At 41.7% G+C, this 25,216-nt stretch carries 18 protein-coding genes and 5 pseudogenes; 10 read left to right on the plus strand and 13 right to left on the minus strand.

Features of this window, described 5'->3' with window-relative positions; translation table 11 throughout:
* Positions 1 to 6 precede the first annotated feature (6 nt).
* Positions 7 to 369, minus strand: a pseudogene (locus OCV19_RS16840) (IS4 family transposase); the annotation flags it as partial.
* A gap of 80 nt (positions 370 to 449) precedes the next feature.
* Between OCV19_RS16840 and OCV19_RS16845 the strand changes: the two are divergent.
* A pseudogene (locus tag OCV19_RS16845) lies at positions 450 to 1,370 on the plus strand (IS5 family transposase).
* A 255-nt stretch (positions 1,371 to 1,625) separates the two neighbouring features.
* Here OCV19_RS16845 and OCV19_RS16850 read toward each other — a convergent pair.
* Genes OCV19_RS16850 through OCV19_RS16860 form a run of 3 tightly spaced genes read right to left on the minus strand, consistent with a single transcriptional unit; the run spans position 1,626 to position 4,330 of the window.
* On the minus strand, positions 1,626 to 2,714 hold the full coding sequence (locus tag OCV19_RS16850; protein WP_065677812.1) for a 3,6-anhydro-alpha-L-galactonate cycloisomerase: 1,089 nt from the start codon (positions 2,712 to 2,714) through the stop codon (positions 1,626 to 1,628).
* Positions 2,715 to 2,739: 25 nt separating this feature from the next.
* The gene (locus OCV19_RS16855; RefSeq protein ID WP_065677811.1) at positions 2,740 to 3,366 is read right to left on the minus strand and encodes a bifunctional 4-hydroxy-2-oxoglutarate aldolase/2-dehydro-3-deoxy-phosphogluconate aldolase; all 627 of its coding nucleotides are present in this window, start codon (positions 3,364 to 3,366) and stop codon (positions 2,740 to 2,742) included.
* 16 nt (positions 3,367 to 3,382) lie between these two features.
* Positions 3,383 to 4,330 carry a sugar kinase gene (locus OCV19_RS16860; RefSeq protein ID WP_065677810.1) on the minus strand — a complete coding sequence of 316 codons (948 nt, stop codon included), beginning with the start codon at positions 4,328 to 4,330 and terminating at the stop codon, positions 3,383 to 3,385.
* Between the two features lie 368 nt (positions 4,331 to 4,698).
* Here OCV19_RS16860 and OCV19_RS16865 point away from each other — a divergent pair, with 368 nt between their 5' ends.
* The 7 genes and pseudogenes from OCV19_RS16865 to OCV19_RS16890 all read left to right on the plus strand — a co-directional run bounded on the left by OCV19_RS16865 (position 4,699) and on the right by OCV19_RS16890 (position 11,315).
* On the plus strand, positions 4,699 to 6,165 hold the full coding sequence (locus tag OCV19_RS16865; protein ID WP_065677809.1) for a mannitol dehydrogenase family protein: 1,467 nt from the start codon (positions 4,699 to 4,701) through the stop codon (positions 6,163 to 6,165).
* Between the two features lie 10 nt (positions 6,166 to 6,175).
* Positions 6,176 to 7,192, plus strand: coding sequence for a zinc-binding alcohol dehydrogenase family protein (locus OCV19_RS16870; RefSeq protein WP_065677808.1), 1,017 nt, complete (start codon positions 6,176 to 6,178; stop codon positions 7,190 to 7,192).
* A gap of 11 nt (positions 7,193 to 7,203) precedes the next feature.
* A complete protein-coding gene (locus tag OCV19_RS16875) occupies positions 7,204 to 8,211 on the plus strand; it encodes an Ldh family oxidoreductase (RefSeq protein ID WP_065677807.1) in 1,008 nt (335 codons plus the stop codon).
* 356 nt (positions 8,212 to 8,567) lie between these two features.
* Positions 8,568 to 8,695, plus strand: a pseudogene (locus OCV19_RS16880) (IS3 family transposase); the annotation flags it as partial.
* Between the two features lie 80 nt (positions 8,696 to 8,775).
* On the plus strand, positions 8,776 to 8,922 hold the full coding sequence (gene tnpA / locus OCV19_RS25015; protein ID WP_390904195.1) for an IS66 family insertion sequence element accessory protein TnpA: 147 nt from the start codon (positions 8,776 to 8,778) through the stop codon (positions 8,920 to 8,922).
* Positions 8,923 to 10,096: 1,174 nt separating this feature from the next.
* Positions 10,097 to 10,258 (plus strand): annotated as a pseudogene (gene tdh / locus OCV19_RS16885) (L-threonine 3-dehydrogenase); the annotation flags it as partial.
* A gap of 196 nt (positions 10,259 to 10,454) precedes the next feature.
* Complete coding sequence (locus OCV19_RS16890; protein WP_065677805.1) at positions 10,455 to 11,315, plus strand: hypothetical protein; 861 nt, start codon at positions 10,455 to 10,457, stop codon at positions 11,313 to 11,315.
* A gap of 86 nt (positions 11,316 to 11,401) precedes the next feature.
* Here the strand turns inward: OCV19_RS16890 and OCV19_RS16895 are convergent, their stop codons facing one another.
* The 3 genes from OCV19_RS16895 to OCV19_RS16905 all read right to left on the minus strand — a co-directional run bounded on the left by OCV19_RS16895 (position 11,402) and on the right by OCV19_RS16905 (position 15,708).
* Positions 11,402 to 12,625, minus strand: coding sequence for a DUF819 family protein (locus OCV19_RS16895; protein ID WP_065677804.1), 1,224 nt, complete (start codon positions 12,623 to 12,625; stop codon positions 11,402 to 11,404).
* A 540-nt stretch (positions 12,626 to 13,165) separates the two neighbouring features.
* Positions 13,166 to 15,091: a monovalent cation:proton antiporter-2 (CPA2) family protein gene (locus OCV19_RS16900; RefSeq protein ID WP_048608770.1), complete on the minus strand. Its 1,926-nt coding sequence runs from the start codon at positions 15,089 to 15,091 to the stop codon at positions 13,166 to 13,168.
* On the minus strand, positions 15,091 to 15,708 hold the full coding sequence (locus OCV19_RS16905) for an NAD(P)H-dependent oxidoreductase (RefSeq protein ID WP_065677803.1): 618 nt from the start codon (positions 15,706 to 15,708) through the stop codon (positions 15,091 to 15,093). Before OCV19_RS16905 ends, OCV19_RS16900 begins: the two co-directional genes overlap by 1 nt.
* Positions 15,709 to 16,011: 303 nt before the next feature.
* Here OCV19_RS16905 and OCV19_RS16910 point away from each other — a divergent pair, with 303 nt between their 5' ends.
* Positions 16,012 to 17,088, plus strand: a complete 1,077-nt coding sequence (locus OCV19_RS16910; RefSeq protein WP_065677802.1) for a threonine aldolase family protein — start codon at positions 16,012 to 16,014, stop codon at positions 17,086 to 17,088.
* Between the two features lie 102 nt (positions 17,089 to 17,190).
* On the opposite strand, the gene OCV19_RS16915 is transcribed toward OCV19_RS16910, so the two are convergent.
* On the minus strand, positions 17,191 to 17,316 hold the full coding sequence (locus OCV19_RS16915; RefSeq protein WP_017060906.1) for a hypothetical protein: 126 nt from the start codon (positions 17,314 to 17,316) through the stop codon (positions 17,191 to 17,193).
* A 247-nt stretch (positions 17,317 to 17,563) separates the two neighbouring features.
* Between OCV19_RS16915 and OCV19_RS16920 the strand changes: the two genes are divergently transcribed.
* Positions 17,564 to 17,998: a YccF domain-containing protein gene (locus OCV19_RS16920; RefSeq protein WP_004730224.1), complete on the plus strand. Its 435-nt coding sequence runs from the start codon at positions 17,564 to 17,566 to the stop codon at positions 17,996 to 17,998.
* A 114-nt stretch (positions 17,999 to 18,112) separates the two neighbouring features.
* Here the strand turns inward: OCV19_RS16920 and OCV19_RS16925 are convergent, their stop codons facing one another.
* The 5 genes and pseudogenes from OCV19_RS16925 to OCV19_RS16945 all read right to left on the minus strand — a co-directional run bounded on the left by OCV19_RS16925 (position 18,113) and on the right by OCV19_RS16945 (position 25,211).
* A complete protein-coding gene (locus OCV19_RS16925; protein WP_065677801.1) occupies positions 18,113 to 19,036 on the minus strand; it encodes a hypothetical protein in 924 nt (307 codons plus the stop codon).
* Positions 19,037 to 19,211: 175 nt separating this feature from the next.
* Positions 19,212 to 19,928, minus strand: a pseudogene (locus OCV19_RS16930) (L-threonine dehydrogenase); the annotation flags it as partial.
* A 189-nt stretch (positions 19,929 to 20,117) separates the two neighbouring features.
* Complete coding sequence (locus OCV19_RS16935) at positions 20,118 to 20,642, minus strand: hypothetical protein (RefSeq protein ID WP_065677800.1); 525 nt, start codon at positions 20,640 to 20,642, stop codon at positions 20,118 to 20,120.
* Entirely contained in the window at positions 20,642 to 22,864 is a 2,223-nt protein-coding gene (locus OCV19_RS16940; protein ID WP_065677799.1) for a hypothetical protein, read from the minus strand. The genes OCV19_RS16935 and OCV19_RS16940 overlap by 1 nt, the downstream gene beginning before the upstream one ends.
* Positions 22,865 to 22,871: 7 nt before the next feature.
* Entirely contained in the window at positions 22,872 to 25,211 is a 2,340-nt protein-coding gene (locus OCV19_RS16945) for a hypothetical protein (RefSeq protein WP_065677798.1), read from the minus strand.
* Between the last annotated feature and the right edge of the window lie 5 nt (positions 25,212 to 25,216).

Consider the following 25,216-nt stretch of genomic DNA (forward strand, 5'->3'; position numbering starts at 1 on the left):
TGAACCTTAAGCATTAAGACCAGCATAAATCCCGTCTAACGTGATGTTTTTCTTTGACTTCCTCTGGGCGGACTTTTGTGCGTTCTTAAATATATAGCTAGAGGCCCATTCCAGTTTATTGCCTATTTCTGACCATGCCTTGTGGCTGATACATTCAAATATGGGCAACAGCCACACATCCACATTTTTTGCCGCTTTAAACAGCGAGACCGATGGCATTATCTGAAGCGCAGTACTGCGCCTGATGATCAGCGAGAGTAAACTGGCCCAGATAAGCCCATCAACGATGGCCTTTTGTGCGGTGACAAATCGTTGCCAGTTTGTGTGAGATTTTAATTCTTTAAAAAGCAACTCCACCTGCCATCGACAGGGATTTGTTGCGTAATTCAATGGAACTAAATCAAGAACCTACGATCTGATCAGCTACCTCCACCCTCTCTCGTAGCCCTATGCCTAAGCCTCGTTACAAAACAACCAACTGGAAGCAATACAACCAATCACTCATTAACCGTGGCTCTCTGACCTTTTGGATTGATGAAGAAGCAATAAGCGGGTGGGCGCAAAGTAAACAGAATAAGCGCGGGAGGCCGCGTCGGTTCAGTGATTTAGCTATCACGACAGCACTCATGGTGAAACGAGTTTTTTCTATGCCATTGAGAGCGCTTCAAGGATTTATCGACTCGATATTTAGGTTAGCCAATGTACCGTTAAGTTGTCCGCATGACACCTGCATCAGTCGTAGAGCCAAGCAAGTTGAGGTTTCATTTAGGACTAAAACGAGAGGAGCTATACAGCACCTAGCTATTGATGCTACTGGCCTTAAGGTTTATGGCGAAGGTGAATGGAAAGTCAAAAAACATGGGACGGATGGCAAGCGTAGAGTCTGGCGAAAGCTTCATATTGCCGTCGATACCAACACTCATGAGATCATTGCCGCCGAGCTAAGTTTATCGAGGGTTACAGATGGAGAAGTACTCCCTAACTTACTGAAACAAACACGCCGAAGTATCCTTGAGGTGTCTGGTGATGGCGCTTACGACACGAGAGCGTGTCACGCTGCTATTAAGATTAAGGGAGCCATTGCGCTTATTCCCCCAAGATAAGGGGCAGCCTTCTGGGAACGTGGTCACCCTCGAAATCTCGCCGTGGGTTGCCAGAAATTATACGGCTCAAATAAGTATTGGAAAGAGCGGTATGGATACTACAAACGTTCACTCTCAGAAACAGCGATGTATCGAGTTAAACAGTTGCTAGGAGGGCAACTGAGCTTAAGAAATTACAATGCACAGGTGGGTGAAACTTACGCGATGATAAAAGCGTTGAACAAGCTTACTGGGTTAGGTATGCCTGAAACTTGTCGTATTGACTAAGAAATACGCGAAACGGGGTGGCTCTATCTCTAAACTTAATTACGCAACAAAGCCGATAAGAACTGCAGATATGTGATCTTGCTTGAATAATGTACGAACTGAGTCGGTGCGTTTGCTACCTGTCGAGACTAAGAAAAGAATTAACAGGTAACGGCATCTATATGAAATGCTGCAGTATTCAAAAAAAAGCCCCTCAATATTGAGGGGCAAAGGTCTTTAAGGTTAATGAAAAACTAGATACTGGAGCGAGCCAGATTAAACTTGATACTGAGCAATCTTATTCCAATCGAATTCAACTCCGATCCCCGGAGTTTCTGGGGCAACAGCGCGATGGTTATCGACAACAAGTGGACGTTTGGTATATTCGTCAATAGGGAAGCTATGCACTTCTAGCCATCCAGTATCAAAAGCGGACACTAAGCTAACATGAAGCTCTTGCATGCCATGAGTACACACAGGGACACCATATTTTGTGGCTAAATGAGCGGCTTGAAGCCACCCTGTGATACCGCCACAGTTAGACGCATCCGGCTGTACAAAACCGAGTTTCGCTTGATCCATCGCATAACCAAACTCATGGATAGTATGTAGGTTTTCACCCATAGCAAGTGGGATAGACGTGTTGTCTGCAATTTCGGCATAGCCAAGATAGTTATCGGGAATGGTAGGCTCTTCAAACCATGTGATGTTGTATTGTTCAACTGCCTTAGATAACGTGATTGCTTGTTCAACAGACAACGAGTAATTTGCATCAATCATAAACGTGACGTCAGGACCGATGAATTCACGCACAGCCTTGATTCGACCAATATCTTCTTGCATGTTCTCGCGACCGATCTTTATCTTGACGGCATTAAAGCCACTATCTAGATAGCCTTTAATGTTACTCAGTAATTTTTCAAGCGGAAATTGAAGATCGATACCACCACAGTAAGCTTGGCAAGTATGGTTCTTTCCACCGGCCATCTTCCAGAGAGGCTGGTTTTCACGTTTACCTTTTAAATCCCAAAGTGCAATATCTACGCAGGACATAGCAAAGCTGGATATACCACCACGACCTACATAGTGAATGTGCCATTCCATAAAGTCGTAGATTTCATCGATTTTTGAAGCGTCTTTACCGATAATCGCGGGTTGAATATCGTGTTCCAACATCGCCTTTATAGAAAAGCCGCCTTTGCCGCCAGTGTACGTGTAGCCAGTTCCTTGACTGCCATCTTCAAGAGTGATTGTCGTTGTGATTAATTCAAAGTGGTCATGATCGCCATGTTTAGCATCAGAGAGAATCTCTGCTAAAGGGATCTTAAACAATTTGGTTTCAATATTTTTAATTGCTGTATTCATATTGCTCTCTACATTCTATTTTCACTTAAGCGACAGATTTAACAACTTCGCGAACCAATCGGCCAATTTCAGCCCAGTTACCATCGTTGACCAGTTTTTTATCAACCATCCAAGTGCCACCGCAAGCAAGTACAGCAGGTAATGATAGGTAGTCGTGAACATTGCTAGGATTAATGCCACCTGTTGGCATGACTTTAATTTGTTGGTAGGGACCGAGTAAAGACTTAAGCATATTTAACCCACCGGAGGCTTCGGCAGGGAAGAATTTCAACGTGGTAACACCTAATTCTATCGCTTGTTCAACCAGAGATGGGTTATTCACACCAGGAATAATATCAATGTCATGCCTTAAGCACGCATTGACTGTATTGGGGTTGAACCCCGGTGAAACGATAAAATTAGCCCCTGCTTTTTTGGCGGCAATCACTTGATTTTCGTTCAAGATGGTGCCGGCACCAATCAACATATCTGGATAAGCCTTACGAAGCTGTCTGACCGCTTCTTCTGCGGCGTCTGAACGGAAAGTGATTTCCGCAACAGGTAATCCATTTTCGACCAGCTGTTCGCCCAATGGCAAAATATCTTCTGCGCGGTCAATAGCGATAACGGGAATGACTTTATACTGAGCTAACTGTTTATTTAATAGTGACATGATAATTCCTTAACGATTAGTTGCCGACCATACGAGATTTCACTTGAGCAAGTGTTGGTAGTGGAGCAACAGCGCCGTAACCCGTAATGGTGATAGAGGCGGTCGCATTCGCGTGGGCTAAACAGTCTTCTAAACTCAACCCATTGACATAATGAGTACAAAATGAGCCTGCAAAGGAGTCGCCAGCTGCAGTCGCATCTACGGGCGTGACTTGATGCGGCTTGATGTGATGGCGAGTATGTTCATTTGCAACTGTGGCACCATCACCACCTTGCTTAAGTACCACCACTTTAGCGCCAAGCTTGAGGTAGTGATCGATAATATCATCAGGTTGCTCTAGTCCTGTAAGCAGTTGAGCCTCATCAACACTTGGAAAGCAGATGTCGACGTTTGAAATAGTTTCTTCAATAATGGCTTTCGCTCGTTTTATCGACCATAGTTTAAGGCGCAAGTTAGTATCAAAAGAAACTAACGTATTATTGCTATTCGCGATATCGATAGCACTGAATACCGCATCACAACTCGACGCACTGATCGCTTGTGTAATGGCGGTAGTATGTAACAACTTAGCATGGCAGATGGCATCAACTGGTAAGCGAGCAGGGGTAATAAGCGATGCTGCTGAGTTTTTTCTCATAAAAGAAAAATGATGTCCCTTTTGATCATGGGTAATGAAGTAGACGCCAGTATGAGCGTCTGCATTAGAGAACACTTGGCTTGAACAAACTTGCTCTTGCTCCCACAAATCTAAAAAACGCTTACCAAACTCATCATCACCCAGGTGAGTCAACATTCCAACTTTTGCGCCTTGTCTGGCGGCCGCAATGGCGAAATTAGAGGCATCACCACCAAAACCACTTAAAAAATCACCTTCACCGCTAGTGGCGTCTCTTAGCTGGCTAAACTCAAACATTGGTTCGCCAAAGCTTAAGATTTCTGGATATTTTGGACTAATATCTTTCATTTTAGTACTCATAAATTGATTTTAGGTTGAAGATAAAAGGCAAAATACCTATATCCACTAAAATTGGTTGAACTTGATGCTATGTTAAAGGTGGATGTTTTTGTGGTCAACCAATTGGTTTGGTATTTTAAAGCCTGAGATCACACTTTTGTTATTTGTGTGAACATTGGATTATGGCCTTTATCGGTAAGGCTTTTGGATATACTTATATTGTTTTCCCATTTAAAATTGTTATCTGCATCACTTGTTATTATTTTAATTGGTTGTCCAGTGTCTTGTATTGGTTTTGTGTTTGTGTCTATAATTGGTCAAACGCGGCAGAATTTAGCCAATTTTTAATGTAATGGTCAACCAATCGAGCTTAGAATATGACATCAGCAAACAGAATTTTGGACGCTCAATACTCGTCTCAAACAAATTATGACAGAGCAGAACTACAAACGGATATTGTGCACCTTGGTTTTGGTGCATTCCATCGAGGTCATCAGGCGGTTTATAACGATCTTACAAACCAAGCAACAGGTAAGTTGTGGGGTATTTGTGAAGTTAACCTATTTGGTCCAGAAGACCTTATTCGCAATCTACAACAACAAAATGAACAGTTTACGGTTGTTGAGAAGTCTGCAAGCGATACCCATACCCGATTGATCAGAACGGTTTCGGAGTCAATTCACACTCCGGTTGATGGCATTGAACGTGCAATAGCAAAAATGACTGAAGAACAGGTCAAAATCGTGTCTTTGACGATTACGGAAAAAGGCTACTGCACTGACCCTCAATCTGGTCGCTTGGATTTAAGTAACGAATTGATTCTGAATGACTTAGCCAATCCACAGTTACCAAAATCCGCAATTGGTTGTATTACCGAGGCATTACGCCAACGTCGTGAACTGGGTTTAACACCGTTTAGTGTTCTGTCCTGCGACAATATCCCAGAGAATGGCTTGCTGACAAAAGACGCGGTTGTATCGTTTGCCAAAGCATTGGATCCAGTGTTTGCATATTGGATCGAAGAGCATGTGACGTTCCCGAGCACGATGGTTGATCGAATTGTACCCGCGATGACGGAAGATCAATTTGATGTCATAGAGCAGGAAACTGGTTATCGAGACCCTTGTGGGATTGTGTGTGAGGATTTCAGACAATGGGTGGTTGAAGACAATTTTGTTGCTGGTCGTCCTGACTGGGATGTAGCGGGGGCTATGTTTGTCGGTGATGTTCTGCCTTATGAAGAGATGAAACTTCGAATGCTAAACGGCAGCCATTCATTTCTCGCCTACAACGGCAGCTTGGCAGGGCATGAGTTTATTTACCAATGTATGCAAGATGAGGCGTTGAAAACAGCAACGCTTCGTCTAATGACGCAAGAGCAAGCTAAATCGTTACAAGAAGGGCTTGAGGTCAATCTTGAGACCTACGCAAACCTTCTGATTCAGCGATTTAGTAATACCAATATTAAACACAAAACAGGTCAAATCGCGATGGATGGTTCTCAAAAATTGCCACAGCGCTCTATTGATCCATTTATGACACTACAGCGTCGAGGTATTGAAAGTGTGTGTCTTCCGATTGCTATTGCTGGATGGATGCATTACACCCTAAGCCAAGCGACCAATGGTGACACGATTTTTGATCCACTTGAGGCTATCTATAAAGAAATTGCCTTGAGTGACGCTCCGTCAGTGGAGAAAGCGAATGCACTGCTATCAATCGAAAAAATCTTTGGTTCACACAAATCCGAGAACCCAGAGTTTCACAAAAAAGTGCTTGAAGCATTTATGTCTATTGAATCTAAAGGAATCAATGCTGTCATTGATTCTATTGCCAAGAATTAAGGAAACACCCATGAAAACACTTATTTGCCATGAACCAAATAGCATCGAATATATCGAACGTGATATTCCGTCGATCTTAGATAATGAAGTACTTATTAAGATTAACTCTGTAGGTATTTGTGGTACTGACATTCACGCGTACGCGGGCAGACAGCCATTTTTTTCCTACCCAAGAGTACTTGGACATGAGATCTGTGGTACAGCGGAAAAAGTAGGTCAAGCTTGTCAGTCGGTAACGCGGGGTAAGCGCTATTCTGTAATCCCTTGCGTACCTTGTGGAACGTGTTCTGCATGTAATGAAGGCAAAACAAACTGTTGTGAAAATGTATCGCTATATGGTGTTCATCGTGATGGTGGCTTTTCAGAATATTTAGCGGTTTACGAAGATAACTTAGTTGAACTCCCTGAGAATGTTAGCAGCTCAGAGGGCGCTCTGGTTGAGTGCTTCGCTATCAGTGCTCACGCTGTGCGTCGTGCTGAGATTAACGCTCGCAACAATGTCGTTGTAGTGGGTGCTGGTCCGATTGGCCTTGCCGCTGCGGCAATTGCAAAAGCGGAAGGTGCTAATGTCGTTGTGGTTGATGTTGATGCTGGCCGACGCGACCAAGTGGTTACCAAGTTAGGCGTTCAATCTCTCAACCCGCTGGAGGACGATTACGTTCAAAACTTGAAAGCAGCTTTTGGCGGTGAACTAGCGTGTGTGTTAATGGATGCAACCGGTAATAAAGGTTCTATGTCACGCAGTGTAGATTTGATTCGCCATGGCGGAAAAATTGTATTTATCGGCCTTTATATCGGTGACTTAGTTCTAGATGATCCAACATTCCATAAAAAAGAAACAACACTGTTGAGCAGTCGCAACGCAACTCGAGTGGATTTTGAACGCGTTATTGAGTTGATGGCTTCAGGCGCTATTAACCAAGATATCATGAAAAATAAAGACTATGACTTCCACACCTTCGGCAATAACTACAAGCAAGATGTTGCCGAGAATAAAGAGCTAGTCAAAGGCGTAATCAATTTTTAAAGGGAAGTAACATGTCTACAATCAACGTTAAATCAGAAGAGCTTAAATCTCTCGCGCTTGGCAAACTCCTTGCAGCAGGACTTGATGAAAAAACGGCAAATGAAGTGACAGATGTGTTAGTTCATGCCGACATCACAGGCGTGCACTCACATGGTGTGATGCGAGTTGAACACTATTGCAATAGACTTGCTGCTGGTGGTCTTAACGCAAACGCGAAGTTTACTATTGAACAAGTGTCTCCTTCGGTAGCCATTTTAGACTCCGATGATGGTATGGGGCATTCAGGTCTTATCGCGGCAACCAATCATGGTATTGAACTTGCCAAAGAGACTGGATTAGGTTTTGTCAGTGTTAAGAATACCTCTCATTGTGGCGCGTTGTCTTACTTCATGGAGCAAGCGACCAGTCAAGGTATGATTGCGATTGGCATGACTCAAACTGATACTTGTGTAGCGCCTCACGGTGGAGCAGAACGATTTTTGGGCACTAACCCAATAGCGTTTGGTTTCCCTGTTGAGGGTGGCACGCCAATGATCTTAGACATGGCAACCAGTGCAACCGCTTTTGGCAAACTATTGCACGCAAAAGAGACCAACCAATCAATAGGCGAAGGCCTAGCAATCGATGTCGAAGGCAATGTGACAACAGACCCTCATAAAGTTGAAAACCTGTTGACGTTTGGTGGTCACAAAGGGTCTGGTATCGCATTGGCAATTGATGCTTTGACTGGAGCATTGATGGGAGCAAACTTCAGCAATCATGTAGTACGCATGTACGGTGATTACGACAAGATGCGTAAACTGGCTAGCTTGGTGATTGTGATTAACCCTGAGAAGCTAGGTAATGCATTGTTCGCAGTGACTATGGCGGCGATGGTGTCTGAGCTGAGAGCTGTCGCACCAGTACCAGGTACAGAAAAAGTACTCGCGCCTAACGACCCACAAGTTGCTTACAAAGCCAAGTGTGAAGTTGAGGGAATCCCGATAGCGAAAGGAGTGTATGCGTACTTAACAAGCTAAACGGTTCCATTATACCTAGATAAAAACCGCCTTTGATTTGATAGTCGCATAGGCGGTTTTTTTTTGTTCACATAGCCTATTATCGGGAACTAAAAACAAAAACGTTAGCAAGTGATATGGTTTAGTCGCCAAACAGAAAGCATACACAAACGATCGTTTACATGCTGAATCAGATTTTCGTTTCTTCATTCTGAGAAGACTTTCAAATAGCAAAGTCCCACCATACCGCATCGCTTATTAGACTAACTTTTCTGTAATTTGGTCGCTCTATCTCCTTGATGGCGTTCATTGGTATGATCCGCACCAGCAGTTTTGGACACTGAGTTAAGTGAGTACAATCACTAATGAGGTGAACCATGACAAGCAAGAAGAAACGTATTATCCATTCTCCTGAATATAAAGCCGAAACCTTGAAGCTGGCAGAGAAAGTGGGAGTCGCTACAGCTGCAAGACAGCCTCGTTACATGAATCTCAGATCTGTGGGTAAGCGCTTAATTCTCGACCCCATTCCCATTTAAACCCAAGCCCCGATAATGACAACAGTCATTACTCATTGAGGCTTATATGTCATCTCTACAGCAAACTTGGCACCGTCATGTCGAGGCATGGCAAACCACTAATTTCTCGCAAGCGCAATACTGCCGAACCCACGATCTAGACCAATCTCAGTTCAGTTATTGGAAGCGCAAATTCAATCGTACAAAATCTTGATTATTAATAGACATGCAATGGCATAGTTCATCAATGCAATTTTTTAATAGGTATAGTCGATTCTGTTGCAACTGGTTAGGGTGATTTGTAAGTTGAACATGGATATCTAACCAGCGATAGATAATGCTCTTATAAGAGTCGATAAAGCGAATACTGACAGGAGTAGGGCACAGTTGCCATAAATAATTGAGACCTATTCGCCTATGTTCTATGAGCAGAGTGCTTGCAAATTCTGGAGATAGGAAGTCTAGATAGACTCCTGATTGGGTTAAATCGACTGGAAATACGTTAGATTGTTGTAGAAACCACATAGCAATCTTCCGTTCATTTGTTAGTGTTATTTGAAGGTATTTGTCGCGTCACTTTTTGCCACGTGAAATCGTTGGAGTCGATATGTGCTTCCGGAGATAGTTCTGGTGATTCAGTTAATTGCTTATGATGCCGACGCAGCAAACTACGCTCACAATTTATTAGTTGGGCCCACTGTTTTTGGTTTAAGAAGGGAGAGTAGTCACTGTTGATTTGCTCTTTCCGTTTTTGTTCGAGTCCATAGAGATCTTTATTATTTATGGAAGACAGGTGTTTAAGGATGAGTCGTGTATAGATATGTTGGTTAACTTCAGCGATGCTATTGACTACTTCAACAGTGATAGAGGCTATTTGCGTTTCTGGATAATGAGAACGAAGCCAGAGGAGTTCATCGAGGTACTCGACAGGGTAGAGTTTTCTTCTGTATTGAACGACTTTTATTGGGCTTATGCAGGCGATAAGGCAGTCTAAAACATGCGGATGTGCAGTAAGGTGATTCAAGTAACGAGCGATTTCATCATGTGGATATATCTCAGTCTGGATGTTGATTTTTTTAATGAGATTGCCGTTACCATAAATGCCCCACCTAACCGCACAGTATTATGTAACATTTATGTTACCAGGCTTATTTATGAGACGTAAAGGTTTTTGGTTGAAATTTAACCGCAATGAAAGAGGGAGGACTGTTAAAAACAGAGTTTTTCAGTTGAGCAACGTTTTAATTATGCAGCATAAATGCAACATTGTAAGTCAGGTTTTTGCTTAACATTTAAGATTTTTGTTTTAAATTTATCGCCCCAAATTCGCCCCAAATAGAGGTTGTTTTATAGCAAGTTGTTGAAATTAAATTACTTTTTTCTTGGTTCGTAAAATGTTCGAAACTTGGTACAAGATGGCTTCACTAATCCAATCTGGCCTAGATCTAACACCAATCATTACTCACCACTACAAAGTGGACGACTTCCAGAAAGGCTTCGACATGATGCGCTCTGGCATGTCTGGTAAAGTAATTCTTGATTGGGAATAAGCAAAAGGAGTAAACACTCCCGAGCTTCCTGATTAATTGAAAATGCCTCAAAGCGATTTGGGGCATTTTTGTATCTAAATTCTACCTAGGGTTAACTTATCCCTCTGTCACTTAATGGCCATTTTACTGCCCAGTAATCTCTAAAATACTCAATAAGCAGTTACACCTTATTGTTTTATTATTGAAGAGAGGGCTCATGGCTTGTAAACCACTTGCACTGATAATAACTGGAATATTATTAACGCCGAATTTTGCTAGCGCTGATGTCGACATTTCGAAATCTGAAAGCGATCAAGCAGCAGAAAAGGCAGCAAAGGAACTTGCAAACCCAAACACAGCTTACGCTAGCCTTAACTTAAAGCTCCAGTATTCAGGTGGTTACGATGGTGGAGGGGATGCTTTCGCGACTGTATTACAGCCGACATTGCCGTTTCCAATGGATAATGGCGACAAAGTCATCTTCCGTCCTGCGATCTCTTATGTTCAGAATGATTTCAATGTGGATACGCCGACAAGTTCCCAACATATGGATCAGTCAGGCGTTACAGACATCTCATTTGATTTAGCTTATGCGCCTAAAATGGAGGGTGGGACTATTGTCGCTTTCGGTCTCTTTGCTTCTTTGCCTACAGGTAGTAATGACTTAACGGTTGATCAATTTGCTGTCGGGCCAGAGTTTATGGTCGGGAAGGCGAGTAGTGAGCGAGTTGTTGGTATGTTCCCCAATCACCTGTATGGTATTTCTGGAGACGGAGCCGACCATTCTGATACTCGAATCAACAAGACATCGACACAAGTGTTTTGGGTAGAGATATTAGGAGGAGGTTGGACGGTGGGCTCTGCACCAACATTCTCGTACGACTGGAATAAGGATCAGGCGGAAATTCCGTTAAACATCAGTGTTAGTAAAACAACGGTTCTGAATGGACGCCCTTGGAAGTTTGGGATTGAAGCGAACTATTACCTTGAGAAAGACGAAAAAACGCGTCCAGATTTTATGTTGAGCTTTAATATCAGCCCTGTGGTGGAAAATAAACTGACATCTTTGTTCGATTAAGCCGTTATTTGAAATACAGTTTTAGAAACGAAAAAGGCTGAACGATCATCGTTCAGCCTTTGGTGTTATTGGATTAAGCGATTCTATTAACCAGCAGCAACCTGCATGATGAGACCACAGATGTAAGCACCGTATGTACCGAGAGCGTAACCCAATACCGCCATTAGGATACCTACTGGTGCCAATGCTGGGTGGAATGCAGCCGCGACGATAGGTGCCGATGCAGCACCGCCTACGTTAGCTTGGCTACCTACAGCCATAAAGAACAATGGTGCACGAATTAGCTTCGCCATCACAATCATCAGAAGGGCATGGATAGTTAACCATGTAATACCAATGAAGAAGTAACCTGGGTTGTCTAAGATAGCTGTCACATCCATTTGCATACCGATAGTTGCAACTAGGATGTAGATGAATGCTGAACCAACTTTAGACGCGCCGATGTGCTCAAGGCTGCGCGTTGATTTGAAGCATGAAGCGATCAGCGCGAACGTTGTTACCATTACGATCAGCCAGAAGAAGCCAGATGTTAGGCTGTATTTCGCAAGTTCTGGCGCGTTGCTTGAGATCCACGGTGCAATCATGTCACTGAATAAGTGAGCCAAACCTGTTAAACCAAAGGCAATTGCCGTGATCTTCATGAGATCGGTTGTAGTTGTTGGGCGCGCGTTCTCTTCTTGGTATTTAGATACAGTCTCTTTTAGCTCTTCAATAGATGAAGTATCCGCTTTTAACCATGCATCAATCTTCTTCTGACGACCAGCCATGATAAGCAAAACGGCCATCCAAATGTTCGCACAGATAACATCAACCGTAATCATTGCAGAGAAAAGTTGGTCATCAACCTCGAACACTTCTTTCATTGCAGCTTGGTTCGCACCGCCGCCGATCCAAGAACCAGCTACCGTTGTAAGACCTCGCCATACATCGCCAGATACGAGGTCAGGGTTAACTTGGTCAATAATCAGAATCGCTAAAGGACCACCAATGATGATGCCAACCGTACCCGTTAGGAACATGATGACGGCTTTTGAGCCAAGGCCGAAGATTTTGCGTAGATCAGCTGAGATGATCAGTAGAACGAGTGCGCTTGGTAATAGGTAACGACTTGCAACAAAGTACAGCTTTGAGTTTGATGCGTCGATGATGCCTAGGCTGTTCAATAGAGAAGGAACAAAGTAACAGAGCAATAGACCCGGAACGAACGAGTAGAATTTTTTCAGTGCGCTATTTTGGCTACTTTCCGTGATAAAAACACCGCCAAGAATAACAGCTAACATGCCCATTATTACAGCATCATTAGTAATCATTATTATATCTCCTTTAAGGTGAGCGCAAAGGTCTCACTTTTTGAATTGCAGGACTATACCGACAACCGCCATTCGTTACAAATTGTAACGATAGACATGCTTTGAAATGTTTATGTTAATTTTGATGGTTTGAATTTGTGAATGTCGTGCGTTATTTATTTGATTGATGAATGAATTTATTAGGGCTTGTGCAGCGTATTTAGATATATGCAATGTAACTCAAGCCTTAGCGAGTGGTCGCTATGAATTGGGGCGATGATTGAACGACTTAAATGAGTGCATATATAGCCATGTTTATGGTGTGGTTTATGCAGGGTTGGAATGTTTCAATAATGTAAAAATTGAATCCACTTTTGCTATGTGGTCAGAAATTAAAAATTTTAGCTAGATCACACAAATCTCCCGGATTACGAGTTTCAGCACTCGATATTTAGGCTCATTTGACGTTTTGTAAGGGGTAAATGAAAGAAAAAGCGGCTTAAATAGCCGCTTTTGATGGTTGAATTGCATGGTTATCTAGAGCTGAAGTCTAGATGCTGTTTAAGACTCTTCTTCCTCAAAGCCATCTGCATAGCCTTTTGGTGGAGGTGTCCAACCACGCTCAGATCGAGAGTGTTTGTCTGAACGGTCTTTTTTCATATCTTCTTTCATTGCTTCTTCTAGGTGAATGAAGATTTGTCGGTAGTTGTTGTCGTAGCGTGGATTCTCTTCCGCTTCAGACCAAGCTTGGTAGAGTTTTTCAGACTTACGGCTCTCAACGCGTTGATACGTCGATTTTTGCTGCTCGACGAAGAATGGGTGATGACCCAAAGAACGCAAGGCTTCAGCGCCCATTTCAAGAGCAGAATGGTAGGTCTCTGATTCCACAAAGTCTGCTCCCGCTTCTCTTAGGCGGTAACTATGACCACGGTCGAATGCGCGGGCTAAGATTTTCACTTTAGGGTAGGTGTGTTTAACGTACTTCACTAATTCAACGCTCGAGTCTTGGTTGTCGATTGCCACTACTAGCATCGCGGCTTCTTCGATTCCGGCGGTATGCAATAAGTCGTGACGAGTCGCATCACCAAAGTAAGATTTGATATTGATAGAGCGCAATAAGTCTACTTGGTTCGCTTGGTGATCCAGTACTACCGTATTGACATCGTTCGACACCAACAAGCGGTTAACGATTTGACCGAATCGACCAATGCCCGCAATGATAACGGTACCTTTCTCTTCGATGGTATCTTCTTCGCGGTCGTTAGATTTTTGTTCGTAACGCGGCAGAATCACTTTATCAAAGAGAATGAACAGCCCTGGTGTTAGGAACATTGAAAGTGCCACAACCAGCGACAATGTTTGGACGATGTCAGCAGGTAATACGTGGTTTTGAGCTGAGAAGCTCAGTAGTACAAAACCAAACTCACCGGCTTGCGCCAAGCTCAATGTAAACAGCCAACGGTCACTGTTTTTGATTTTGAAGATCAATGCCAACGTAAATAGCACCAAGGCTTTAAGAAGCATAACGCCAAGAGTGAGGCCAATGATCAAACCAAAGTCGTTGAATAGAACATCAAAGTTGATGCCAGCACCAACGGTAATGAAGAACAAGCCAAGTAGCAGCCCTTTAAACGGGTCGATATTAGACTCAAGCTCGTGGCGGAATTCACTATTTGCTAAAACCACACCCGCAAGGAAGGTACCTAAAGCGGGTGATAGACCGACTAGGCTCATCAGTGCAGCAATACCAATCACCAACATCAGTGCGGTTGCAGTAAAGATTTCACGCAGGCCTGAGCTTGCCACGAAGCGGAACAGTGGACGACTCAAGAAGTGTCCGCCGACCACAACAATCGCAATAGATGCTGTGATCACAAGGCCATATGCCCAACCGGGTAGGCCAGCAACAAGGCTTAACTCTTCATGGTGATCAGAAGCCGAAGCGACCGCGCTTTGTGCAGCTTCGATTAATTCTGGCAAGGCTAATAGAGGGATAAATGCCAACATAGGGATGACGGCAATATCTTGGAACAGTAGAACTGAGAAAGCGTTCTTGCCTCCTTCTGTTTTGGATAGCCCTTTTTCGTTAAAGGTTTGGAGAACAATCGCGGTAGATGACAATGCGAAGATCAAACCGATAGTCAGCGCAATGGTCCAAGGTTGTCCGAAGAAAAGGGCGATACCCATTACAATCGCGGTCGTGCCACCAACTTGTAGGCCACCCAGCCCCATAAGTCGGTTTCTCATTGCCCAAAGCATCTTAGGTTCAAGTTCAAGACCGACCAAGAACAGCATCATAACCACACCGAACTCGGCAAAGTGTTGAATAGTTGTGGTCTCTTCACCCACTAAGCCGATGATTGGGCCAATCACAACACCTGCGATGAGGTAACCCAATACAGAACCAAGGCCAAGTCTTTTGGCAATAGGCACGGCAATAACTGCTGCGACTAAGTAGATAAATGCTTGTAGAAAATATCCCGTCATTATTTAACCTCTGCCATTAGTTCTTCAACGTAGTGGTTTAGCTTTTCTGCCTTACTGGCTTTTTTGATATTGATCTCGCCAGCAACCAACGCCTCTAACAGTACTTTATAGCTATCGACATGCTCTTGAATGCGGTTCTCTTCCAACGCGGTACGCGAGCCAAATAACGCAAAGGGCGCGAGGTAGTTCATCCCACATAGGGAAGCGGTTTGTTCGATTGGGTGAAGCAGTTCTCGAATCGTGAAATGGTTGTAACCATCACTTTGGTAGGCGTCTTTTTTGCCACCTGCAGTAATGCTACATAACAATTTCTTGCCTTGTAGTTCGTTGCCGTCGGTGCCGTAAGCGAAGCCGTATTCTAGAACGAGATCTTGCCACTCTTTAAGAATTGCCGGTGTTGAGTACCAATATAGTGGGAACTGAAAAATGATGATGTCATGGTCTAACAGGCGTTTCTGTTCTCGGTCGATGTTGATTTTAAATGTTGGGTATTCAGCGTAGAGATCGACGCAGGTAACACCGTCAACGCGTTTGGCTTGTTCAAATAAGGGTTTGTTTGCTTCAGAACGATGTTGAGAAGGGTGGGCGAATAGCACCAAGACTCGATTTTTCGACATATAGCCCTCTTTGTTCATTAACGAATAATATTTATTGGAATTATAGTTATACAATAATAGAAGAATGGTTGAACAACAACGAATTAGCCCATACTTATCTAGTTAGATGCGCGTGTTTTTAGGGACTTAATTATATAAAACACCCGTCAATTTGAGTATTTCCGGCACACGCAGCCGATGACTGCGTAAAACTAATTATTCGCTAATAATAAAAGCGAATAGGTGCATTTTATGTCACTTTTGGTGGGTAACGTAAATAATCCAATAACCCTACATAGAACGATAATGAATAAAGGAAAAACTATGAGCATGGACTTGCGTCAACAATGTGATTTGTTGCTTTCCGGTCATCTAGAACCGACACCAGCACAAACATTCGCTCAGATGGCTGAATGGTGTGAAACACACAATGTGAGCCATGATAGCTACGGTAATGGCGAGTTTATCGAGAGCTTTGAAAACAAGGTCGCAGAGCTGCTTGGTTATGAAGCTGCCGTGTTTGTTATTACCGGGACGATGAACCAACCCACAGCATTAGAAATTGCGTGCCAAGAGAAAAGAAACCCGGTAGTAGCGATGCATGAATCGAGTCATATCATTCGCCATGAACGCCAAGGGTACCAGCTCCAAAATCGTTTCAACGTGCTTCCAGTCGGCAACGTATTTCGCACTTGGAATGTTGATGACTTAAAGGCGTGGCCTGATGAGATCGCCGCCGCTCTGTATGAATTACCGATGCGCGAAATTGGTGGTCAATTGCCAGAGTGGGAAGAGCTTGAAGCTATAAAGCAGTACTGCAAAGAACAATCGATTCACCTTCATATGGATGGTGCACGTTTGTGGGAATGCGGCGCCTATTACCAAAAGTCATACAGCGAGATTGCTCAGGGCTTCGATAGTGCTTATGTTTCGCTGTACAAAGGTCTCAATGGCCTTGGGGGTTCGTTATTGTTGGGCGATAAAGCCTTTGTAGCGAAAGCATCTGCGTGGATGAAGCGCCAAGGTGGCAATGTTTATCACCGAACGCCTTATGTGGTTTCAGCAGCAATGCAGTTTGATGAGCGATTAGAGTTGATGCCATCACTGTTTGAGCGAACAAAACAGATCTACCAAATCTTATTAGACTATCCTCAGTTCACTGTTAATCCGCAGCAACCGCAGGTCAACATGCTTCACCTATATTTACCTGTGAGCTATGAAGACGGCATTATTGTGAGAGATAACATAGCGAAGAAACACAAGATTTGGATAGGAAACCCAGCGATCAGTGAGTTGCCAAACCAATGTAAGATTGAATGGTATGTAGGGGATAACCTACTAAATTTGCCTGATCATGAGCTGATAGACATTCTAGATTTTATTAGCGAAGAGCTGATTTGATCACGGAAGAGCTGGCTGAAGAAGAACTGATTTAATTGGAACTGAAATGGATACAGGAAAAGGTTCTTATATCCATTTATATAGCTAGGATGTCCGGCTCTGTTACATATACTGGTTGATGTACACATCAACTAAGAACATGAACACTGGAACCGTGCTGAGAAGTCCGAAGAAGACGATTGGCACCCAGTTTTTCATTTTCTTTTTAGGTTGCTCAGTGTTATTCATAAATTCGGCCTTAAATTTGTTGTTGAGTCTGTTTAGCTTTTTGGTACTAAAAATCTAAGTGTATGGTATCAAATAAATGGGTTTAGCCCTATGTAGATTTAGAGAACCGTGGTGTATATCAATCACATAAAATGTAAGTGATTCATAAACGGTTCATAAAGGTTCAACAATAATGAACCTATTAGAACAAGCATTGCCTTACTCGGCATATCAAATAAACAGCATTCAAAGATTTGGAGAATACAAAATGAAAACAATAGGAAACATCATTTGGTTTCTATTCGGTGGCGTATTTATGGGACTGGCTTGGTGGTTCTTCGGACTGCTCGCATTCCTAACCATCGTTGGTATTCCATGGGGCAGAGCATGTTTTGTGATGGGTAACTTCTCATTCTTCCCATTTGGTCAGGAAGCGATTTCGCGTGACGAGCTAACCAATGAAATGGACATCGGCACGAGCCCGCTAGGTGTGATTGGTAACGTTATTTGGTTCTTATTTGCGGGGATCTGGCTTGCGATTGGTCACATCATGTCAGCTGTGGCGTGTTTCATTACCATCATTGGTATCCCGTTCGCGATTCAACACCTTAAGCTAGCAGTTATCTCGCTGGCGCCAATCGGTAAGACGGTTGTCGATAAACGTGAAGCAGAAGCGGCGCGAGTAAGAAATTACAAAGGTTAAGATTACACTTTCAGCCTGGTTGAATTGAAAAGCACATCGCATGGTGTGCTTTTTTGTGCCTCTGTTCTTATTTCTCGATGCTCATATCCTAAACACTAACTAGGCGTTGTTGAGCTAGACATTATTGAATAGGACTTCAAGCCGTAGGGTGATGTTGGCCTCTTCGGTGTGTTTCTCATGGGGCTCTCGTTCCCATTGATAACGAGGAATGAGTTCGTAGAACAACCACTCTTTCCACACGTTTTGTCGGTAGGTAACCGAAACCTGAGCGTATTCGTAATGATTATGCGGCTCATCTGTTGCATTAATCGTGGCGCTATATTGAAGTGCTTGGTCTTGGGCAAGGTAGTGATACAAGGTTAGTCCTGTACCATAGTTCCAACCTTTAAGGTCGTCGTTATACCCCGCAAAGCTTGACCATCGAGCCAAGAAACCATCACTCAAAGAAAGATCAAAATCGATGTCAGTGATTTCGCCAGTCTCTTGTTTTTCTTGATATACACGTTGAGTAAGCCTGAATACCAAATCGGTGGTGAGAGGGTAGGTAAATCGGTAGCGAGCTTCAATACGCGGGCGCAGTGTCGCTTTGATATTGAAGCTACTGTAACCCTTGGCATAAGCATCGTAACGTAGGCCGAGTGCGCTCTCTAATTCCTCTGAATCTTGCGGAAAGAAATCCAAGAACTCTTCATCGCTGACAGATTCGTAGATCAACTTTAGGCGTTTACTGACAAAGGGGAGATGAAGGCGCGCTTTGAGCTTGGTCGAGTAGTCGACATCGCCACCTTCAGAATAAATAAAATCGTTATACCAACGTACAGATGTGCCAGCTCTGGCATCTTCAGTTATTCGGTCATCTACAAAGAAGCTATCGAACCAGAGTGCAGGTTGGCAAAATTTACTGTTCAGAAAATGGTAAGCCTTTTCGACAGGGACGTCTTCTAACGGCTTACTGTGGCACTCATTCTGTTCCTCTGCCAGAACGGAGTATGAAATGAGTGACGCCAATAATGAGGTGCTAGCTATCCTACGACTCAATGGAACCTGTTTGTTATTCTATATATCAATAGTTTGACTATAACCAAGCGATTGCAACAATGCGACTTTTTAGTGATTAGCGAGGAAGATAAAGGTTTGAAAGGAATTGGATAGAAAAAAGAAAACGGACTCACAAGGTGAGTCCGTTTTTATCGATTGGTTTCTAGAACTTAGATTACATCGCCGCTTCGAAGATCGCTGAGATTTCTTCGTGAGTTGCTTGTTTAGGGTTAGTGAAACCACAAGCATCTTTCAGTGCGTTGTCAGACAGAGTAGGGATATCTTCTAACTTAGCACCAAGCTGCGCGATACCTGTTGGGATGGTCACGTCGTTTGCTAGTTGAACAATTGCGTTGATCGCTGCTTCTGCACCTTGCTCTGGTGTCATGCCTTCAACATTCACGCCCATTGCTTTTGCAACATCACGTAGACGCTCAGGACAAACTTGCGCGTTGTAGCGTTGAACGTGCGGCAGAAGGATAGCGTTACATACGCCGTGTGGAAGGTCGTAAAAACCACCCAGTTGGTGCGCCATTGCGTGAACATAGCCAAGAGATGCGTTGTTGAATGCCATGCCAGCCATGAACTGTGCGTATGCCATTTGCTCACGAGCTTCAATGTCTTCACCGTGCGATACTGCTGTTCTTAGGTGTGCTTGTACAAGCTCGATTGCTTTAATTGCTACAGCGTCGGTAATTGGCGTTGCTGCGATTGAAACGTAAGCTTCGATTGCGTGCGTTAACGCGTCCATGCCTGTTGCAGCAGTTAGTGATGCAGGTTTAGCAAGCATCAACTCAGGATCGTTTACTGAGATAAGCGGTGTTGTGTGCTTATCAACGATAGCCATTTTAATGTGACGAGCTTCGTCAGTAATGATGCAGAAACGTGTGACTACAATGGGTAACCTATGTTGACAAATTATTGGACTTTTGGGTGTCTATATACGATTAATCAGTTAGTTATATGTTCTATAACTTTCAAATTTTAGCTTTCATAGATAAAAACTAAAACGTCCAATTTTAACGAGAAATGTACGAAATTTGGACGTTTAACATCGGTGAAAACGTCCAACATTGTGTCTCTAAACTTCTTTAAATCCGGCATTAATCGGCCTAACATTGTCTTCGAATTTCTTGATTATCCGCTCTTTCTTAGCATCAGGAATATTGTCCAGCAATACAAAAAACATTTCATGATGTTCTCCTAACTTCTTCTCCAAGGTCTTAGATAAGGTATCAGCCTGTTGCTTGTACATAGTGGCTGCCATACGTGCATTATCTCTTTCTTCCTCAAGACGTTCATTCTCCAATACCTTATCAGTACTTTCTAACTCTGACTTTGTAATAACCCGGCCATTTTCAGGTGACACGAACACTCCATTGTCCGCCCAAGCCACTGTAGAATCGGCCTTTTTTGCCTTTATAAAGGACTTCACTTCAGGGAAATGCTTTAAAAACTGTCCTGATTCAATTTCAACATTTTTGTTGTTAAGTGAAAGGGTGTCCATTTTCGATTTCTGTTTTGGATTTCCAGATAAAATGCTATCTATTGCTTTTAGAAAAACCTTAATCTTAGCCTGTCTTCGAGGCGAAATATAAACTTTCATTAGATAATACTCTTTATATTAATCAGGATGTTCTTAACAGCATCAGTAGGTTGATACTCCGTATAATCAACATTTAATTCTTTCATGAGCTTTTCAGCACTTTTTATTTGCACAACGGCTTTTGCGGCGTACGATGGTGATAACTCACCCAGTTCCTCTGCAATAAGTAAATCACGTTGAGCTGCTATGCGAATCTGTTCTGCATATTGAGCAAACTCAATAAAATCAAACTCACAATCTAAGCAATCACTCAAATCAATAGCAATACGCATTGAGCATTTATTATTGGTGCAATACATGGCTGGTGCAATTGCGTGGACATGTTGAGTCTTCTTTCGCAAAGTTCTTTTCCAATAAGCCTTGGATAAAAGCCTATCTCCAGTCCCTTCTACAAAATGATTTACGCCTCTTTGAGCGAGATTGTCACTGACAAGTTTAGCTTTACCACCACCAACTCTTTCTTTGTTTGCGATCTTATTGTAAATTCTGACCATTAAGTTTGCTTGCTGCTCCAAGCGCTCCTCTTCCGTCTCCCGATAAAATCTTGCGTAACTCTTAGCATTCCGTGCATACCATTTGGTCATAGCTAAAGAAAAGTGGGACAGTTGTTGTTTCAATTGAGGATAACTAAGCAGTTCATACCCAATAAGGTAATATGCTAAAGAGCGCCGTAATTGGTGGACATTAAAATGATAGACTGCGCCGAGTTCAGTATTGACTCTTCTTGAAGGGTCTGAAATATTGAGTTGCTTTAGATCCTCAGACGTTAGACCACCATGTTTTTGAGTAATAACGCCTCTTGCCCATCTCGCCACTTTGTCAGCAGCTTTAGTTTGGGGAATGTTATGCGACCATTTTTGATGTGAACCAAAGAAGCGGTGTTTATCTTCAGTAAAGAATTCTCTTAATGGTTGGTGAATAGCATTCATCAATTGATATGCTTTGGCTCCAAATTTACTTGTGACATAAACATCATTAATGGAGTTTTTACCTTTAACTATTTTTGATTGGCGAGTTGTCAGCAAATATATCAACTGACCTTGAACTGTTGTAGACTGCAAGCCATACTCTGAGTGGATCCTATATAGCTCATCAGTACGCATTCCCGACATAGCTTGAACCATAAATCGACATGCAGCATCAATCTGATAAAGAAACTTTTTGAACTCTTTTAGCCCCGAAAAACGATGAAATGACAAGTTTAAGTCATACGAAATCGTGCTAGGTTTATATGCATGTGGCATTATATCAAATGACTTGATATTAGGATTGAATGCGTTATATATATCCACCCAACTTTCACCGTCTTTGTAGTTATCAACAAAATCAATACCATTCATTTTGAAATGGTTCATTAATGATTTATATGTTTTTTTATCATAGTTGGCTGATGGAATGCGTACTCCGATTCGCATTTCATGAATATACCTTTGGGTTTCTTCGAATTGAAGTGTTTGTATGTGCCTTATTTTATTCTGTATTTCAATACGATGGTTATAATAATTGTCAATTACTTCTTCAGCTTCATCGATCAGAGTTTTGTAAACTGACAAAGGTATAACACAGTGCTGTTCCACTTCTGATTTGTTGACCTCTGGAAAATTTTTATTTATATATGAACCTGCATCTTGTGGTCTGAATGGTATATCTTCCATTTTTGAAAACAGGTTTATAACTCCAATTTTCTTTTTATTTATTTCAACAAATCCATTATCTATCGCCTCTCTAAGTTTTCGAGAAGTCAATTCACTAAAACTCCTAATTCCAAAGTCAGATAGCTCCATCAATAGATTCTTTAGCTCTTGTGTATAGTTATAAACAGAATCTATTTTAATGGGTTTTTTCCTTTCAAGAAATAGAGAGTAGAGCATAAAAACTTTAATCTCATCACGCATTTGACTTGGTAATGTAGTAATAATAGAATAAAAATCATCATCAATAGCATCAACTGAAGTAAACTTCATATTTGCTAGATAAAGGTTATCAAATTTTGATTCCTTCAAATATTTCCTGAATCCCCAAATGTTATCTTTAAAAGATATAAGTATCTTTCCATTATCTCCTACTAATATTGGGAAGTCATATAAACTTTTTAAGTCGCCACTTTTTATTGCATCTAGTAAGGCGCTCTTTAATCCTTCAATATGTTTATTTGCATACTTATCCCATCTGGAGAATTTATATGCTGATACTTTACATGCACTTCCAAAAACACTGTCCATATCCCACCTAAATTATCAATTCTGCTACATCCATACTTCTTACTAGCGGGTGCAATCCCTCAAGTAAAAGTCTTTTTTGAGCATTGTTAATAGTTTCATGAGGTATATTCTCATGAATTATGAGCATTAAGTAATGAGCTGATTTTATTAACTCAATTTCATCATCAGGTTTTTGATCTGCTTTATTTTTTAATATCTCGACGAACGAAATCATCTTATAGATTTGGTTTTCATCATCGGCCATCTTTGCACTATTACAGTAGCAGCATTGATCTAACTGATAGCATGGAATTGTTTTTGCTTGTCCGACACCTAAATTTTCAGCTCGCAATGAGGCGGAACGATGTAAGTCTTTAGCTATATCCTTATTAATATCTGGCTTACCATTACATGCAAAGCCGTTTTGATTAAAGTACATCTTATCAGCGATTAGTTTATCGTAAGCTAAAACTTCTTTCTTTAAATATTTAAGTAGTTTTTCTTTAGCCTTTTCCTTTTCTATACCTTTAAATATCAAGGAGGCAACCTCCAAAGCTTGTGAAAATATTAACTGATTAAATTCTGGGTTACCACCTGAATAAGCAACGTCAAAAGTATTAATATCATTATCCAAGATCAGTGAACCCTCAGCACCCATATCCTCGTCTGAATAAAGCATCTCAGCAGTAAAGGACCTAAAACGCCTTGAGGTTAGGTCTAAGTAATAATGACCATGACCTATTCCAAGCCATTTTATCGTTTGATGTAGTGATGGTGGTAATTTCGGATTGTTCCATACATAAACTTGACGTCCTCGCTGAGCTTCTTTCAATGGAATAAGATATTTATTTTCCTTAAAAGACATTGCCCAAGACTCAAGGTTTCTTATTGTTTTTTCATATTCAGCTGGAATATAAAACTCCCCAGAACCAATATCATTTTCGAATCCAATTGAAAACCCTCCTTCAGTTTTAGTATAAGTAAGTGGAATCTTTGCTCCATAAAATGATTCAGGTTCGTTGTAGCTTGAGATCAAGGCTATTGCGCAGGAGCAGACTTCTTTGTAAGCTTTTCCCTTAGTTAAATTAATGGTTTTTTTTGAGACAACTCTTTCACCTTCCTCATTATTCTTGCTGAAAATTTCAAGGAATGCGTTTTTAGTCGCCAATGATAATGCTGCTGCAAATATATGGTTGCAAGGAGTAGTGTCAATTGGTTTAATATTCAACTTTTCTGATAGGAACTTCATCCACCCAATATCAAATTCAATGATTTCACTATTCTTACGCATACTCCAGAATAATGGTGCTCCCTTTTCTGTTGTGCCAAACATTTCAGCAATTTCAACTAGTTTTTCGACAAGATTAACCCCTGTCTTTTTTTCCACATCGACATCAAATTCGTTTTTATTAATATCATGAACTTCATCAGTTAACTCACTAGCTACAAACTTTCCAGATCTTGTTTTCCATAAACTTAACGATATCATTTTAATAGTTTTGTCTTTATAGTTTCTTTTGTCGATGATAATAGGATGTGCAGATTTTAGAATTACACTTTGATTGAGAGCAGTGTAAAAACAGAATAAGGCATAGCCAGAAAGCATGAGAGTATTAATTGGTGATTCACATTGACGGGTATTACCATTAAAGTTAACTTCACCTAATGAAGGAACTTCGACTGTTAAGTCATCTGGAATTGTATTGCCACATTTCAAGTAATGTTCTTTAACCGCGTTAAATAATGAATCAAATACATTTGACAGGCGTTTAACTGCGATTTTTGTTACATCACTTGAATAAGATATTGTTAAGTTTTGATCTTTTTCTGAGAAAGGTTCACGTGCTGAATCCCATAGTGGATCAAATACACCTGAAAGTTTTAGATATTTCCGTATATGCCCATTGTTGTTTAAAGCATATTTTTCAGTAATTCCAAGCATGTCTCCATCATCATAATCAAAGAGAAATGGTAGCGCCTCATCGTTTTGTTTAATCAAGCTATTTAGTTTACCATCATCACCTACATACCCTAAATATCCGTCTCTAGAAAACGGGTCTAGTTTATTTTTGTCACACCAATACACATACCTACGAAAACTGTAGTAAGAATTTGTAAATGTGTATGTTGAACCTTTATCCATAAGCGCAAGATTGATGCCTCTTGCAACGTTTTTTACGTATTCAATTCTCTTAGGTATTTGAATGCCAGATTTATTCCCTGACTTAAAAAATAGCTCAGATAAATTAATAGTTCGCTTTAGGTGCTTGAATTCTAGCCATGATTCATTAAAATCCCCCTCAACCCTAGCCTCCCTTTGAGTTAGCTTAATTCTAGAGTTTCTGGCTAAAATACTTCTTCTTGCCATTTAGG

This window comes from Vibrio celticus, from assembly GCF_024347335.1.
Lineage (GTDB): Bacteria > Pseudomonadota > Gammaproteobacteria > Enterobacterales > Vibrionaceae > Vibrio > Vibrio celticus.